Origin of the sequence: Chryseomicrobium aureum (assembly GCF_043182735.1) — a bacterium.
GTDB classification, from domain to species: domain Bacteria; phylum Bacillota; class Bacilli; order Bacillales_A; family Planococcaceae; genus Chryseomicrobium; species Chryseomicrobium aureum.
The window spans coordinates 76,733-91,222 of sequence record NZ_CP171117.1; the positions used below are offsets into that span (position 1 = coordinate 76,733).

The 14,490-nt window shown below is 41.7% G+C and carries 17 protein-coding genes and 1 pseudogene; 12 read left to right on the plus strand and 6 right to left on the minus strand.

The annotated features are described in order from the left end of the window. The first annotated feature begins 90 nt into the window (after nt 1-90). The 5 genes from ACF3OH_RS00450 to ACF3OH_RS00470 all read left to right on the plus strand — a co-directional run bounded on the left by ACF3OH_RS00450 (nt 91) and on the right by ACF3OH_RS00470 (nt 3,701). Nucleotides 91-678 (plus strand): hypothetical protein, encoded by a 588-nt coding sequence (locus ACF3OH_RS00450; RefSeq protein WP_392455307.1) that lies wholly within the window; start codon nt 91-93, stop codon nt 676-678. A 119-nt stretch (nt 679-797) separates the two neighbouring features. Further along, nucleotides 798-1,262, plus strand: a complete 465-nt coding sequence (locus tag ACF3OH_RS00455) for a hypothetical protein (protein ID WP_392455308.1) — start codon at nt 798-800, stop codon at nt 1,260-1,262. Between the two features lie 134 nt (nt 1,263-1,396). Further along, on the plus strand, nt 1,397-1,609 hold the full coding sequence (locus ACF3OH_RS00460; protein WP_392455309.1) for a hypothetical protein: 213 nt from the start codon (nt 1,397-1,399) through the stop codon (nt 1,607-1,609). Between the two features lie 250 nt (nt 1,610-1,859). Continuing rightward, nucleotides 1,860-2,219, plus strand: a complete 360-nt coding sequence (locus ACF3OH_RS00465; protein ID WP_392455310.1) for a hypothetical protein — start codon at nt 1,860-1,862, stop codon at nt 2,217-2,219. 894 nt (nt 2,220-3,113) lie between these two features. Continuing rightward, nucleotides 3,114-3,701: a hypothetical protein gene (locus ACF3OH_RS00470; protein ID WP_392455311.1), complete on the plus strand. Its 588-nt coding sequence runs from the start codon at nt 3,114-3,116 to the stop codon at nt 3,699-3,701. Nucleotides 3,702-3,829: 128 nt separating this feature from the next. Here ACF3OH_RS00470 and ACF3OH_RS00475 read toward each other — a convergent pair. Continuing rightward, a pseudogene (locus ACF3OH_RS00475) lies at nt 3,830-5,735 on the minus strand (endonuclease MutS2). 479 nt (nt 5,736-6,214) lie between these two features. On the opposite strand from ACF3OH_RS00475, the gene ACF3OH_RS00480 reads away from it, so the two are divergent. Genes ACF3OH_RS00480 through ACF3OH_RS00490 form a run of 3 tightly spaced genes read left to right on the plus strand, consistent with a single transcriptional unit; the run spans nt 6,215 to nt 7,460 of the window. Further along, nucleotides 6,215-6,679 carry an SMI1/KNR4 family protein gene (locus ACF3OH_RS00480; RefSeq protein WP_392455313.1) on the plus strand — a complete coding sequence of 155 codons (465 nt, stop codon included), beginning with the start codon at nt 6,215-6,217 and terminating at the stop codon, nt 6,677-6,679. A 33-nt stretch (nt 6,680-6,712) separates the two neighbouring features. After that, a complete protein-coding gene (locus ACF3OH_RS00485) occupies nt 6,713-7,234 on the plus strand; it encodes an ankyrin repeat domain-containing protein (protein ID WP_392455314.1) in 522 nt (173 codons plus the stop codon). Between the two features lie 46 nt (nt 7,235-7,280). After that, nucleotides 7,281-7,460, plus strand: coding sequence for a hypothetical protein (locus ACF3OH_RS00490; RefSeq protein WP_392455315.1), 180 nt, complete (start codon nt 7,281-7,283; stop codon nt 7,458-7,460). Nucleotides 7,461-7,500: 40 nt separating this feature from the next. Here ACF3OH_RS00490 and ACF3OH_RS00495 read toward each other — a convergent pair whose 3' ends face one another. Next, complete coding sequence (locus ACF3OH_RS00495) at nt 7,501-7,974, minus strand: HEAT repeat domain-containing protein (protein ID WP_392455317.1); 474 nt, start codon at nt 7,972-7,974, stop codon at nt 7,501-7,503. Nucleotides 7,975-8,309: 335 nt separating this feature from the next. Between ACF3OH_RS00495 and ACF3OH_RS00500 the strand changes: the two genes are divergently transcribed. Together ACF3OH_RS00500 and ACF3OH_RS00505 are read left to right on the plus strand one after the other, a co-directional pair. Continuing rightward, entirely contained in the window at nt 8,310-9,215 is a 906-nt protein-coding gene (locus ACF3OH_RS00500; protein ID WP_392456657.1) for an ABC transporter ATP-binding protein, read from the plus strand. Then, nucleotides 9,208-10,164: an ABC transporter permease gene (locus ACF3OH_RS00505; RefSeq protein WP_392455318.1), complete on the plus strand. Its 957-nt coding sequence runs from the start codon at nt 9,208-9,210 to the stop codon at nt 10,162-10,164. Before ACF3OH_RS00500 ends, ACF3OH_RS00505 begins: the two co-directional genes overlap by 8 nt. Nucleotides 10,165-10,213: 49 nt before the next feature. Here ACF3OH_RS00505 and ACF3OH_RS00510 read toward each other — a convergent pair whose 3' ends face one another. Beyond that, the gene (locus ACF3OH_RS00510) at nt 10,214-10,972 is read right to left on the minus strand and encodes a PHP domain-containing protein (RefSeq protein WP_392455320.1); all 759 of its coding nucleotides are present in this window, start codon (nt 10,970-10,972) and stop codon (nt 10,214-10,216) included. Nucleotides 10,973-11,149: 177 nt separating this feature from the next. Here ACF3OH_RS00510 and ACF3OH_RS00515 point away from each other — a divergent pair, with 177 nt between their 5' ends. Beyond that, on the plus strand, nt 11,150-11,689 hold the full coding sequence (locus ACF3OH_RS00515; protein WP_204590042.1) for an NUDIX domain-containing protein: 540 nt from the start codon (nt 11,150-11,152) through the stop codon (nt 11,687-11,689). Between the two features lie 37 nt (nt 11,690-11,726). Here the strand turns inward: ACF3OH_RS00515 and ACF3OH_RS00520 are convergent, their stop codons facing one another. Continuing rightward, nucleotides 11,727-12,206, minus strand: a complete 480-nt coding sequence (locus tag ACF3OH_RS00520) for a GNAT family N-acetyltransferase (protein WP_392455322.1) — start codon at nt 12,204-12,206, stop codon at nt 11,727-11,729. Nucleotides 12,207-12,275: 69 nt separating this feature from the next. Here ACF3OH_RS00520 and ACF3OH_RS00525 point away from each other — a divergent pair, with 69 nt between their 5' ends. Further along, on the plus strand, nt 12,276-12,623 hold the full coding sequence (locus tag ACF3OH_RS00525; protein ID WP_392455324.1) for an NIPSNAP family protein: 348 nt from the start codon (nt 12,276-12,278) through the stop codon (nt 12,621-12,623). A gap of 59 nt (nt 12,624-12,682) precedes the next feature. On the opposite strand, the gene ACF3OH_RS00530 is transcribed toward ACF3OH_RS00525, so the two are convergent. After that, on the minus strand, nt 12,683-13,513 hold the full coding sequence (locus tag ACF3OH_RS00530) for an SDR family NAD(P)-dependent oxidoreductase (RefSeq protein WP_392455325.1): 831 nt from the start codon (nt 13,511-13,513) through the stop codon (nt 12,683-12,685). A 24-nt stretch (nt 13,514-13,537) separates the two neighbouring features. Beyond that, nucleotides 13,538-14,419, minus strand: coding sequence for a LysR family transcriptional regulator (locus ACF3OH_RS00535; RefSeq protein ID WP_392455327.1), 882 nt, complete (start codon nt 14,417-14,419; stop codon nt 13,538-13,540). Nucleotides 14,420-14,490: the final 71 nt, after the last annotated feature.

Sequence of the window (14,490 nt, forward strand, 5' to 3'; positions counted from 1 at the left end):
TTGCGATTGAATGAAAGTAAATAGATAGTATTTAATAATCTTTAATTTAGATTTAAAACTCATAAACTAGATTTTTTAAGGGGCATATTAATGGCTAAAATACCTGTTAATGTATTAAAAGCGCTCGGTCAAAAAGGATACGACATTGTAAAGAAAAATCCTCAAGCATTTCTAGCAGTACTAGGTGGAGGGAAAAAGTTAGTAGATTTTATAAATGAAAGAAAATCAACAGAGGCAGCAAGATTCGAAACAAAAATAAACGACCAGAGGGCTCGTGGGAAACTCCATTATAGAAAAGATAGATATATAAAGTTTCAAAATGAAATCTTACCAAATATAAATAATCATAATTTTGAAGAGTTGGATGAATTGATTACTGAAGTGGACAGTTTTATTGAACAGTTAGAAAATGAAGCAAAAATAATTAAGAAACCAATAATTAATAAAAGAAAAACTAATTGGATATCGATTGGTACCCAATTAAAAACTAAAAGAGATAATAACTTATATTACGAACTCAAAAGGTTGAATAACGAAGCTAACTATACCAGCAATTTTATGCCAGAAAGTCTTCAGTCATATTTTAGAAAAATTGAAAGTTTAGAAGAGAGAAAAGAATTTGTAATTATAACAACTGGAAAAAGTAGAGAAAAAGTTAATATTGATTTTTTAGGTTGATACATCATTTCGTATATTAATTATAAAACTATTTTTTCAGCTCTACGGTATTTTGCTACCGTAGGGCTTTTTTTAATCCCCATGTATAGTGCAAATGTAAACAAAAGGGGATGGTGAAAATGAACTTAATCTATTACGAAAATGGAAGGTTAAAGTATAAAGGCCAGGTAGTAAATGGTGAACCATATGGTTACGGGACAGGCTACTGGGAGGATGGAGAAACCGTTTGGTATGAAGGTGAATTTGTTGATGGAAAGCCTCAAAATTACGGTAAATTCTATTATAACGATGGTGGACTTCGTTATGAGGGACAACATAAAGATTTCCAGTATCTCGGGCGAGGAAAAGAATACTTCCGAAATGGTAATCTTAGATTCGAAAGGACGCAGCGTGGCGGACGTTATTTCTTTTACACTTCACGCTTATTTGTCAAAGGTAAACTCTATTATGAAGATGGCAGGATAAGATATGAAGGGACATTTACAGGTGACAAATCCTATAAATTTGATGAAGGAATTGAGTATTTAGAGGATGGTACAATACAACTTCATGTAAGAGAGGAGAATTACCATGAAACGTTGTAAAGTTTGTCGCAAAAAAACCTACTATCGAGCGACGTGTGAATAGCGAAGGGGTGTTGTTTTGATCAACGAATTGCTATGAGGAATGGGAACACCCTGCAGATGATTATGATCATCCTTATGTGAATGACTATGAAATGATTCGGTTGGATTATATAAAGTGGGCGAAAAATTACATTGTGTGCTTATATGAAGGGTTCTTATATGGGTATCCAAGTCCGCGTTATTTACTTGAAGAGTTAGATGAAGTGATTGATGAGTATTATCAATATGTGTTACTGGAAGGGCGAAATGCTAGATGGACAAAGGCAAAAGAAGAACGAGAAGCTCGTTGGTTAGAAGAAGCCTGATTGCTTCTCCCACCCAATCCACATACCTGTATCAGCCACAATTCTCCCACACTTTCTAACCAGCCACAATTCTTCGGCAAAGCCTCGAATGGTGTAATCCAAGATAGGTACATTAATCTTTCTTCGAATTGATTAAAAATAGCTTCTAATCAATTCGAGTCATAGACGACTTCTAATACTAAATTTGCTAAGTACAGCTTACAGACTAATATGTTAGGATTAACTTAAATTTACAAAAGGAGGGGAAACAGTGGAGATTACGATGGATATGACAAGGGGATCCTATAGAATTTTGAAGTCCGTATACGAAGGTAGAATGAGTCGAACTCAAGGAAAAGAGGAGATTCACAAAACGACCGGTATGAATGCTAGTTCTGCAAGTGCTATCATCACCATTTTTTTAGCTATGATGGAAGGAGAAGTATATAAACGAGCTTTTAATAACGCATCTAATCTTTATCTCTTAGAAAATATTCGTAATGATTACGGGGAAGAGGCTTTTAATAAGGCATTAAGTGCTGCACAACAACATATTAACTATTACTCTACCTTGGGTAAAGGAAACTTAAGAGGATACCAGAAAATTATTGATGACTTGAGAAAAAATTGAATGGGGGTTTCAGTATGAATGGAGAGAGATTTATAGTCTGGTTAGAAACTAGTAAGAAGCTATCACCTAGATCCATCAAGCACTACTATGGAGCTATAGAAACGATTCGTAATGAACTTTCGTCTTGGGGTTTAGAATCTAGGGATTTATATGTTCTTTCGAATGACTCATATATTGACCTAATTTTAAACAATCCATCATTTCAGGAAAAAAATAAGAGAGGACATAATATGTATAGCGCAGCATTGAATCATTTGCGTGAATTTATACGTACAGTATGAATGTGACCAATGTTCTGACATACAAAATAAATTTCCATTAGCGTAATTCACCCAACCCACATACCTGTGTCAGCCACAATTCTCCCACACTTTCTAACCAGCCACAATTCTTCGGCAAAGCCTCGAATGGTGTCTGCACGAAAGCAGAATGGTGTCCAATACAGGTACATTCTATCTTTCTTTCGAGCGGATCTTCTTGCTACTAGATGGTATGCGTCTTAAAGAAAAGCGGTCAGTAGTCTCTCCCAAACCCCCGCCGCTCCGCATACTCCACACACAACCGACAAACCTTGATTGTCTGATTGACTTCGTTCCGATACGTTCGCATCTCACGCGACTTCTTTTTACAGAAGTAACAAGCATTCTTGGGGATGACTGTGCCAGAAGGGGTTTTTTGTGTTGTGAATAAACCCGTTAGTTTTTGAAATAGACTCATGTTAGTTGGATCCTTCTTTCCTTACACACTTGGTATTATTTTCAATACTATCATAAACAAGTGCTTTCACAGGTGAGCCGAGATTAAAAGAACTAGGTGGGATCTAGATTCTTCCTATATAGGAGAGAGAGCGGTATAGTGAAAAGAGAAACTCGTTACTGTTTGGAGGACAAGACATTGCCCAAAATCCCATTAGAAATCGTAAAAGACCTTGGTATCAAGGGGATGGAATTCGCCAGGAAAAATCCAGATAAATTAAAAGCGGCAGCCGCTATAGTGCCATCACTGGTCGGGATATTGTCTGACCTGAATGATAAAAAGCATCAGTGGCATTTGAACAAATTGAAGAAGAAAAGTGAGCTCGGGAAGATGGAGTATCGGGAGACCCGCTATATGCGCTATCAAGATCAGATTTTGCCGAACTTGGAATCGTATAAGTACGCGAAGCTCGATGAATGCATTTCCGAAGTGGAGAGCTTTTTGATGCAATTGAAGAGTGAGATGACGGTAATCAAGCGGCCCAAGCTGATGCCGCGCGTAACCAAGTGGCAGGCTGTGAAAACACAGCTGGAGGATTACCGAGATCTGCGTTTCTATAGTGAACTTGTGCGTGTGAATGATGATGCGGACTATGACAGTGCGTTTTTAACAAAAAGTGTACAGGAATATTTCCGAGAGCTTCCGACGATTGAAGACCGCCGTGCATTTGTTTTGCAGGTTACCGAGAAGGACGAGCAAAAAGTGGCGTTGGATTTTTTGAAATAGCATGTTATTGGTATATTTGAAATAAGATGGCGCTCCAAGTTAGGGCTTGTTAACATACACTACCTCATACAAAAGGGAGTTTCTCAACTAACGAGAAACTCCCTTTTTGATTTTGTCCCAGCTTCTTCCTAATCAGAAGAGGGGTTGCGCATCTCTTTTTGAAGTTGGCGCAAGGCTTTCTTTGAGCCACGCGTGATGTCATGTTCCCGCTTCCTCGTTTTGTAGTCAACGAACAATGCGTCGATGTCATAGCCTTCTGGATACAAGTCTTTGGCTGGGATGTCGAGTGAAACACGACGGGCATGAACCGTCAAAAAATCATCCTCGTAAAAGACAGTCAGATTGCCGTAAGAATCGGGTCCTTCATAAATCAGAGCGGTCTCTTGCCGATCTGTTAGTATCACACGGTCTCCTCGTTCAAACGGATACAGTTCAGTAGGAGCTTGAACAGGCGCTGCTGGTTTTTTGATTCGGTCCGTATGAACACGTTCAAATGTATAGGATTTGCTATCGATGTAGGCTTTCGCCCGCACCACGACATGCTCGGGAATGTTCATTTTTCGTGAGATCCAGAGGGCGTTGCTGTCACCGGAAGTCCCAATCAGCAGTTTGTATTGCGGTTCGAGTGTGTCTGGGTTGAACTGCATGGCCGCGTTCATAAAATCACTATGCTGTTCGGAAAACCGTTTGATTTCGCCGTAGTGCGTGGTCGCCACCGTGATACAGCCCTTCAGATAGAATTCCTCAAGGATAGAAATGGCGAGCGCTGCGCCTTCGTTCGGCTCAGTTCCGCTGCCAATCTCATCGAACAGCAAAAGAGTGTTGTTCTTAGAGCGTGCTAGAATCTCTGACAAATGGCTTCATATGCGATGAAAAGGTGCTGAGCGCATTCTCTAGGCTTTGATTGTCACCAATGTCCGCAAAGATCTGGTCGAAGACGGCGATTTCTGTCCCGGGTTTGGCATGAATGTGGAACCCGGACATAGTGGCCAGAGTCAACAGACCAATCGTTTTCAGTACCAAGGTCTTTCCGCCAGCATTGGGTCCTGTAATGACCAAGCTACGGTAAGTATCTCCCACTTCAAAATTCAGTGGAACGGCATCTGAAGGTAACAACGGATGGGTGGCTTCAACAAGTCGAATGTATCCATGCTCGTTCAATGATGGTGCGCTCCCACTAATCTGTTTGCTGTATTTGGCTTTGGCGAATACCATGTCGTAATGACTGACTAGTTCTAGGTTAATCTGAAGCGGGTGCAGCTGTTCAAGTGCCATTCCCGTCAACGTCGCAAGAATCTGGTATTCCTCAATCGCCTCTTCCGTTTTCAAGACAGTCAGTTGTTCGTTCAGCTTGGCGATGGTTTGTGGCTCAATAAAGACAGTGGCCCCTTTTGCTGAAACTTCTATGACAGAACCGGGTACTTGGTTTTTATAAGACGCTTTGATTGGAATAGTGAAACGGTCGTCTTTTTTAGTGATAAAGAATTCTTGGATATAGGTCTTGTTACCAGCAGAGTTCAAGAACTTGTTTAAGCGATCTTTGATTTTTTCTTCCGTTGCCTCGATGGCCTGTCGGATGCGGCGTAGTTCTCGACTTGCCCGAGAATCGACACGTGACCCCGTAATCGCCTGATTAATTTCTTCTTCGAGTCCCTTGAGCTCGGTCATCGAGCCGGCATAGGAGGCAAGTAGAGGTGCCAAGAACGTGTGTCCTTCCATAAACTGCTTTAGTCGACGGCAACCTCTTAGGAAGTCCGAAAGAGCAAGCAGTTCCGTGGGATGCAGAATCTGTCCCTTCTCCAAACTCTTAATCGTAGCCTCGATATTTGTGATGCCAGTAAAGGGGATATGTCCTTCTGCATCGAGCAAGGTACGGCCTTCTGTCGTCTCATTCAATCGCGTCTGAACAACTTGAAGAGTAGTGCTAGGTTCCAATTTTTCAAGAAGGTGTTTTCCAAGACCGCTCACACAATGAGCCTGTACCTGGTGCTTCAATTCGTTATATTGTAGTTTTTCAAGGGTAATAAAATCCATGGGATGATTCCTCCGTTTCTTGTTCGGAAGACACCCAATCCGGATTCGCCGGTACGTATAAGAAAGACCATAGAAAAAAGCTGCGGATGTTCCCGCAGCTTCTAGGCACAGACAGGTATGCGAAATAAACCGCAGGGCACCTTGTCCAAATACGTGCTTTGTGAAGCCATCAGGTATCTTCTCCAGGGAAATATATGCAGTCCATAGCAAACAAACCTCTCAAAGAGAGCTGTTTGAATGGGATGCACCGTTACTTCATTTCCTGAGTTAAAACCTGTTAGACACTCACAAAGACACCTCGATTCTTAAATGTTGAATGAAGTATACCAAATTTTTTCCGAATTGAAAAGTCGAGTTGTTGAGAGAGAAGGGGTCAAGACAATCTGAAGATGTGGCTGTCCTACTATTAATTGACAATAAGAAGTATAATTAATCATAAATAAAATAATTGATTATTCTCTGTAAGGGAGGACATTACTGTGAGCGAGAAAGACTATAAGAAAGCAAAAAAATTAATCTTAAAAAATGAAGATGAGGCTGACTTTGAAGGTGGTCAACCAGATAAGAGTATTCGTAAGGCTGAAAAACTTCTGAACCTAAAGTTTTCAGGCTCTTATTTAGATTTTTTGCAGACATTTGGTGCGGGAAGTTTTGGTTCAGAGGAGATATTTGGAGTACTTGGAGAGGACTTTGAGAATTCTTCAATTCCAGACGCAGTATGGTATACCTTATCGCTTCGCAAGCAAGTAAATCTACCAGAGTCGTATCTAGTGATTTACGAGCTTGGGGATGGAGAAGTCTATTGTTTAGATTTTCAGGACCTCAATGAATTTAATGAACCAAAGGTGGTTTCTATAGAATTAGGTGACGCTGAGTTTGAGCCAGAGTGGATTGCTGAGGGTTTTGGAGAATTTCTTTTAGAGCTAGTTAAGGAAGAACTATAGATTTAAATGAGAAGAAACGAGCAGGTGAAAACTGTGATAAGAGATTATTGGGTGACAATTAGGTTTGGTTCTTTAGAAGACTTTCAAGAGAAATTGCGAGCAGAAAAGAAGACTGTCAGTGAGGTAATGAATCTTGTGGATGACCGGGGGATTAGTTTACTACAACAGTCTTTGATCAGCCGAAAATTTGAGATTGCGGATTTGCTATTAAATCAAGGGGCTCTAGTCAATAACGTTTCAAAAGATGGGTGTAATGAACTGCATTACATAGCAGCGCACTTTGATGATAAACGAGCGGTTCAACTAGCCCATAGACTGGTCGAGCTACATGTCGACTTAGGCTTACAAGATAAAAAATATGGGAATTCAGCATTTTTTACTATGTGTTATGAGGCATTCAAAGTACGATCTGATGAAACAAATGAATTACTTCTCTCTTGTCTAGAGTTAGGTCCAGACGTGGAAATAATAAATAGTGCTGGATATTCAGTGAAGCGGTTCATTGAAGAGAATGGGGACGAAGACTTGAAGAATGCTTTAGCTAGTAGTGGATAGCCGGGGGATTTTTTGAAGTTAAATGCTGAAAAAGGGGCTTTTCATTTTGAATCCACATTATCTAGCAAGCTTGAAATTATTGTTACTAGTAGCAGCGATTCTTGGAATTGCAAAGTTTTGGTTAGACTTGCCACTTGGTTTTGGAATCGTGATATTTCTAGGAACTGTAGCGTATACAATTTATAAAGATGTTCAAGCTGCGAGAAGCTTGAAGCAACAAAATTAAGAAGTGAAGCCGTTCTTCGTTAACTAGAAGAGCGGCTTTTTTACTTCTTCAGTACGGACAAAACACCCTTCCTAAAATCAATTTCGTCTCGGAGATCTTCTAAGTAGGCTTCGAGTAAAGCTTTAGTTTCATTCTTCTGCTTTTTTGTTAAGTTCCTAAAATGAGGTTTTACTAACGCATAGGCTTCGCGACTCACTTCAAAACTCGGATCAGCCAGGAAGGGTAATAGGACTTCGATATGTTCTGAATAATTTAATTCGTGTAAAGCATACAAAAGTGTTCCTCGATTCCCTTTAGTTTTAGGGTCTTTTAATAAGTCGATGATACAAGGGGCGACTTGCTGGCATTTTGCGTCACTCATTCGAAGCGCTATGCTATTGCGAAGAGACGCATCGTCTGCTGAAGTTAGGATTTGTAAAAGCTCTTTTTCTGAACCCTGGACTTGGGAATCAGTCAGGTTTTCTACTACCTCCAGTGCCTCGTCTACTCTCTTTTCCTCAAGTAATTCCTTCAAATAATCTAAAGACATAATGTAATAGCAACCTCTCTTGAATGATTCTGTGTATGACTTTTTTACGAACGAGCCATTCAGTTCCTGTGGATAAGCGGAAAATAACTATCTATGCACATGTGGATAAAAGTCCGACTCTGTATAGTACACGTTTTGTGGATAAGTAATTCCAAACTCCATAATTTCTTTTAGTATACAGACAAATCCAGCAAAATCAGACCACTTTCTGAACATTTCCCAAAAAACTGTTCAAAAATTGAAACAAATTTCCAATTCATACGTACCTAAGGAGGGAGTACATATAAAGGAGTGAGGTCGTGAACGAACAAACAGTAGTGATGGACATCGTGAATCTGAAAAAGACTATTGGTAAAAAGGAAATCATCAAAGGTCTAAACTTCCAAATTCGTAGCGGTGAAGTTTTTGGATTCTTGGGGCCAAATGGTGCCGGGAAAACAACGACGATTCGAATGATGGTAGGCTTGATTGGAATTACAGAAGGCGACGTAGTGATTGAAGGAAAGAGTGTCTGCAAAGATTTTAAAGGGGCCGTGCGTCATGTTGGGGCGATTGTAGAGAACCCAGAAATGTATCCGTTCTTAAGTGGATGGAAAAACCTGAAGCAGTATGCCCGCATGATGGAAGGTATTACAGAAGAGCGTATCCAAGAAGTAGTCGCGCTTGTTGGGTTAGAGAAGGCGATTCATGAAAAGGCGGGACGTTATTCCCTTGGGATGCGTCAGCGACTAGGAATTGCTCAAGCGTTATTACATAATCCGTCGATTCTGATTTTGGATGAGCCGACGAACGGGTTGGATCCTTCCGGTATCCGAGAAATCCGCCTATACTTACGAAAACTTGCGCAAGAAGCGAACGTGGCCGTCATCGTATCGAGTCACATGCTGAGTGAGATTGAATTGATGTGTGACCGGATTGGGGTCATCAAAAACGGGGAGCTTGTAGCGATTGAAATGGTGCAGACAAAAGCAACCGAAGCGACAGGCTTGATTGTCCAATTGGAAGTGGAACCTGTCCAAGGCGCGCTTCAAATTGTCAAAGGACACGTGGCAGGAGAAGTAGTGGCTGAAGGCAATACACTGACGTTCTCCACAACACGGGAGACGATTCCCGCACTGGTGAAAGCACTGGCTGCGAAAGACGTTGCGGTGTATAGCGTAGAGCAGAAACAAGCATCCCTCGAAGACAAGTTCTTCGATTTGATTGGAGAGAATGTCATTGGGTAACTTTTTCAAGCTCGTTTGGAACGAGCAAGTAAAGATTTTTGGACGTAAATCGGCGTGGGTGATGGTTGGACTGGTCGTCTTATTAGTTATTGGGTCAGGTATTCTGACAAACTCATTTTTAGACGAAAGCGATACAAAAGAGTACTCGAGTGACTGGCGCACAGAACTAACTGAAGAAAACGCAGCACTGGAAGCAGAGATTGAAGAGGCGGGAGACTTTGGCGGCTTCACACAGCAGATGCGCATTGATCAGAACAATGTAGCACTCGCAGAAGACATCCAACCAAAGCCATATGATGCGTGGGCGTTCACATATGACAATACGTTTATGATGATGATTGTCAGCCTATTTGCGATTGTGACGGCAGCTGGAATTGTCTCGAACGAGTTCAAATGGGGCACAATCAAGCTATTGTTAATTCGCCCAATTCAGCGTTCAAAGATTTTGCTTGCGAAATATGTATCTGTGTTTATTTTTACAGGAATTTTACTTGTGACATTGTTTGTCAGCTCAGTACTTGTCGGTGCAGTGCTGTTTGGAATCAATGACATCACGCAAACTTCTGTCATTCCAACGATGTCAGGTGAGTATCTGGTCATGAACTACATGACGGCGATCTGGCAGGAATACGGATTCAGTATGGTGTCGCTTGTGATGATGACGACACTTGCGTTTATGATTTCAACGCTCTTCCGCAGTAGTGGAATGGCCATTGGGATTTCGTTGTTCTTGTTGTTGTCGAGCAATGCGTTAATGTTGTTCTTGTCTCGTTTTGACTGGGCGAAGTTCGTATTGTTTGCGAATACAGATCTTGGTCAATACGCAGATGGTGGCACACCACTCATTGATGGGATGACGCTTGGTTTTTCAGTAACAATACTTGTGATTTATCTTGTCGTGTTCCTTGCTGCTTCGTTTGTGACGTTTACGAAGCGGGACGTGGCGTAAGAAAAAGTTAACGAGACGCCCTCAAGTGAGGACGTCTCGTTTTTTACTTCTATAGATACGGCTCGCCCCAGACACCTAGTTCAGGAGCGGCCCCGTTATGCAAAAACATACCGCTTGCAGCAGGTGCTACTTTTACCGTGAATTGTTCATTTTGCACGGCTCGCTTTAAATCCCTTACGGTTGAACAGGTCGTATGGAGCTTTGTGTAGACCCGACCGTACTGATTTTTGTGAAATGCGCTTGTTCCTCCGACAACTGGTTTTGCAAGGCGCATTCCGAGATAATAAACCTCTTGAACGGATTCAGTTGTTGAAAGGATTGATAAATCTTTAGCATTCAGTTCGATTGCATCTAGCTTTTCAAGATGGTTTGGATGTAATTCGAAGTAGGCTTTTTGATGCGCGAGCGGGTGACCACCAATGACTAAAACTTCTTCAAGTTTTACCAAATCCATTAATTTTTCGAATGAGATATAATTTAGTTTATGTGTAAACGGTTGGAGTTGCATACGTAAGTTTCGAATGACAGTACGGTCTGCAATGAGTAGAAGGTGGTCCATTTCTTTCGTATGGACCTCGATTCCAGGAAAGGCGCGAATGCCTTCCACTAAATAGTATCCGTCTTGATAAGGATAGAAATCATCTAATGTTCCGAAGACATCAAAGAAGTGGCGTGTGTTGAAATGTTCCGTAAGCGCGAATCCATCGAGTCCAGATTCTTGTGCAGCTTTTACCAATATGCGAAAGTACTTCAAAGAAAATTCGTCGTATTTGGTGAGTTTGCCGTGCGTGTGGAAGTCAAAGTTCATCTCTGAACACATCCTTTCTATCTCGTAGTATACGTAGTTTGTGTTAAGAGAGAATGAAGGGAATGCTAATTTTTTGTAAAGAGCATAAGGTTTTGTTTGGACAAGCAATGGGAAAATCTACTATAGTAGAACCTCACCAGTTTTTTGGGACGGATTTATGGGAAAAGAGGTGCCACGATGGAGTTATGGGATGTGTACACGAAAGACCGAAAGCTAACAGGGCGCACGCATGTCCGTGGAAGTGTACCAGCGCTTGTTGAAGGTGATTACCATATTGTGATTGATGTTTGGACATTCTTGCCGGATGGTCGTTTGATTTTATCACAACGCGATCCAGCAAAACCACACGGTCTGAAATGGGAGTCGACAGGTGGCTCGATTACCACGGGAGAGTCTTCTTTATTAGGAGCTGCTCGTGAAGTAGAAGAAGAATTAGGTTTATTATTAAACTCAGATGAAATGATCTTGCTCGGCGAACAAATCCGAAATGATTCTTTGATTGACGTATATGTCACGCGACTTCCAAAGAGGATTTCGTTGGATGAGTTGAGCTATCAAGTGGGCGAAGTAGTCGATGCCCGAATCGTAACGAAAGATGAGTTTTTTGAAATGGAAGCGCAAGGACTGCTCACGCACAATATGCTTCCGCGGTATGAGCTTTATAAAGAGATATTCGATACGTACTTTGAACCTGTACCGGTTCTCGAGACAAAATAAAAAGCGCCAGATGGAGAAGCCTCCTTCTGGCGTTTGCTTATAGGGTGACCTTATAAAAAATTGTTGAATCCGTTTGCTTTATTTTTTTGAAGCCTGCTCGAATAAGTAGATTTTGAGCACGTACATTCGAAAGCTCTGTTTCAGCCCTATATGAATGGATCGCATAATTCTTTGAACCAAACTCTAGCGCTTGGGAGAGGGCTTCCTTGCCAAGTCCTCTTTGCCATAGTGTGGAATCACCGATTGCTATGCCGATTTCTGCTCCTCCGTTATTTACTTCTGCAAAGTCAACATATCCGATGAGCTTTTGGTCCCACTCAATACCTATTCGAAAGAAGTCATTCGAGGTGTTATTAACGAACATACCCCACCACCTGAAGAGCCGCTCTTCGTCTTGATTTAAACTCCATCCGTTCGCTTCGCAAAATTGTATATCTTGATTCCAAAGGAGGACTTGAGGAAAATCGGTAAACTTTAGTGGTCTCAATACTATAGAGGGCTGTGCAACATTATCCATATGAGTATCGTCTCCTATTTTTGTTAAGTATAGCATGTACTGGATTTAGTGCGGTTGAGGAGGAGAAGAATGTTTTATAGAAGGAAGTATTATCGTATTAGCACCGAGTTTTTAAAACCATTTAATCAATTATTCAATACAATTAATCTACCGAATCAGTTAAAACACGGCGCGAGACTCGTCGGGAGATGGAGTATGCCCCTAGATGATGGAATTACAGAGGTCTTCGCTATCTGGGAATACGATGATTACAACAAATATGTTGAGATAGAAGATGCTGTTCGCAGTGATAAGTACCATGTTGATAAAGTGCTCAAGTGGTATGAGGGACACGGAGGGAAATCCTTTGTCCAGTCGACTTATTTTATAGAGGTACGAAATGAGAAAATTGAAGACACGGTGCACGTACAGAAGTGAAGGAATAGACTATTTTAAAACAAAGGTGCCGACTCGTTTTCCTCCGAGTCGGCTTTCTTTTAGTTAGATTTCCAAGAACCAATCATTTCCTCACTCTTCTCCCAAAGCAAGCGTGCTGTCGTACCGTCATCAATTGCCTGCACACGCATGGGTTTGCCTTTCGAATACACGCCACCTGGCTCCCAGTCCGTTCCTGGAGTCCCTTCAATCAAAGCAACTAATGCCTCAGCGCTCTTTTCCGGCGTAATGGTAATGAGGTATTTAAGAGGCGTGTGATACATAAAGCGCATAAAGTGGTTCGTCTCAGAAGCGAAACTTGTGCGCACGACCCCTGGGTGAAAGGCAACAGCAGAGATGCCCTCTAAACCGTAGCGATTTTGCAGCTCCCAAGTGAAATAGATATTTGCGAGCTTTCCGTTTCCATACGCATTGGTTGCAGTGTAATTGCGTTCGTTGTTTAAGTCATTGATAGCAAATGTCTTACCGAATAAATTCGCTGCTTCACTCGATGTTTGGATCACTTTAGCCTTGCTCGCAATCAGTTTCGGCAAAAGCAATTTGGTCAAATGGAATCCGGCTAAGTGATTAACCTGAAACGTCTTTTCAAAACCATCTTCTGTCACTTCTCGATTTCCCATGATTCCACCTGCATTGTTGGCGAGGACATCGATTGTCGGGTACGCATCTAGTTCACTTGCCAGTCGCTCCACATCTCGAAGCTTTGTGAAATCTGCCAAATGGTAAGGAGCATCCAGTTCCGTTGCGAGTCGTTCTGTTTTTTCTTTAGAACGTCCAACAAGGACAACATGATAGCCCTTTTTCTTTAATTGACGCGCAGCAGCCGCCCCAATCCCATCACTAGCCCCAGTCAGTACAATTGTTTTTGTCATCTTCATTTCCTCCTTTACACTCGTTTACCCAAAATAGCGATTTTGAATCGCTTTTAGAAAAGCCTGCTCTAGCTCACCTTCTTCCTGAACGACAGCGTAAGTAGATACTTTCGGCAAGTCAAAAAGAGGAAAAGGAATCGTCACTAAACGTCCTTCTAGCAATTCACGCCTGACGATGGAGTGAGGCAAAAACGAGACGCCAAGCCCGTCTTGCACCAACCGTTTTGTAATCGACGCTTGTGAGACTTTGATTGCGCGTATTCCTGGAACGGCGTGTCTTAAACGAATCGTTAAGTCTTCCCAAATGACGGGGTGATGATGGGTAAACAAGGTCTCAGAGGTTAAGATTTCCTCAGCGTCTAGGGGCGGACCCGACTCCTCGTCGTAGGAATCAATCGAACGCACGAACACAACATCCTCACTAAACAGCGTGTGCACAACTAGTTTTCGATTCGTGGGTGGCATTGCGGATAAGCCAAAATCCACTTCGCCACTTTCGACTAATTTTTCTATGTCCGTCGATTCCTCTACACGAATCTGAAACTCCACATCCGGGTGATCGTTTAAAAACTGCCGGACCAAGGATGGCAAAATCGTTTCTGCAAGAAGTGGTGAGATAGCAAGCGTCCATTTTTTTCGAAAGCCCTGTGCAAGAGCCTGGACGGACTGAACTGTATGGGTGAAATTATCGAGTAAGACCTTGCTGTTTTTATAAAACAGAAGCCCTTCTGGTGTGAGATGCACACGATTCTGTTTACGTGTAAACAAAGCAACACCGAGAGATTCTTCAAGTTTTCGAATATGAACGGTCACATTCGGTTGTGACATATGCAAAAGCTCCGAAGTCTTCCGGAAATTTAAGGTTTCTGCACTTATGCAGAACGTCTTGATCCAATTGATATCCACATCATCACCTCCATCAATTACGTTTAGTAATTAAATTGATTATAAACCTTTAATTTTCGTAATTAAAGGAT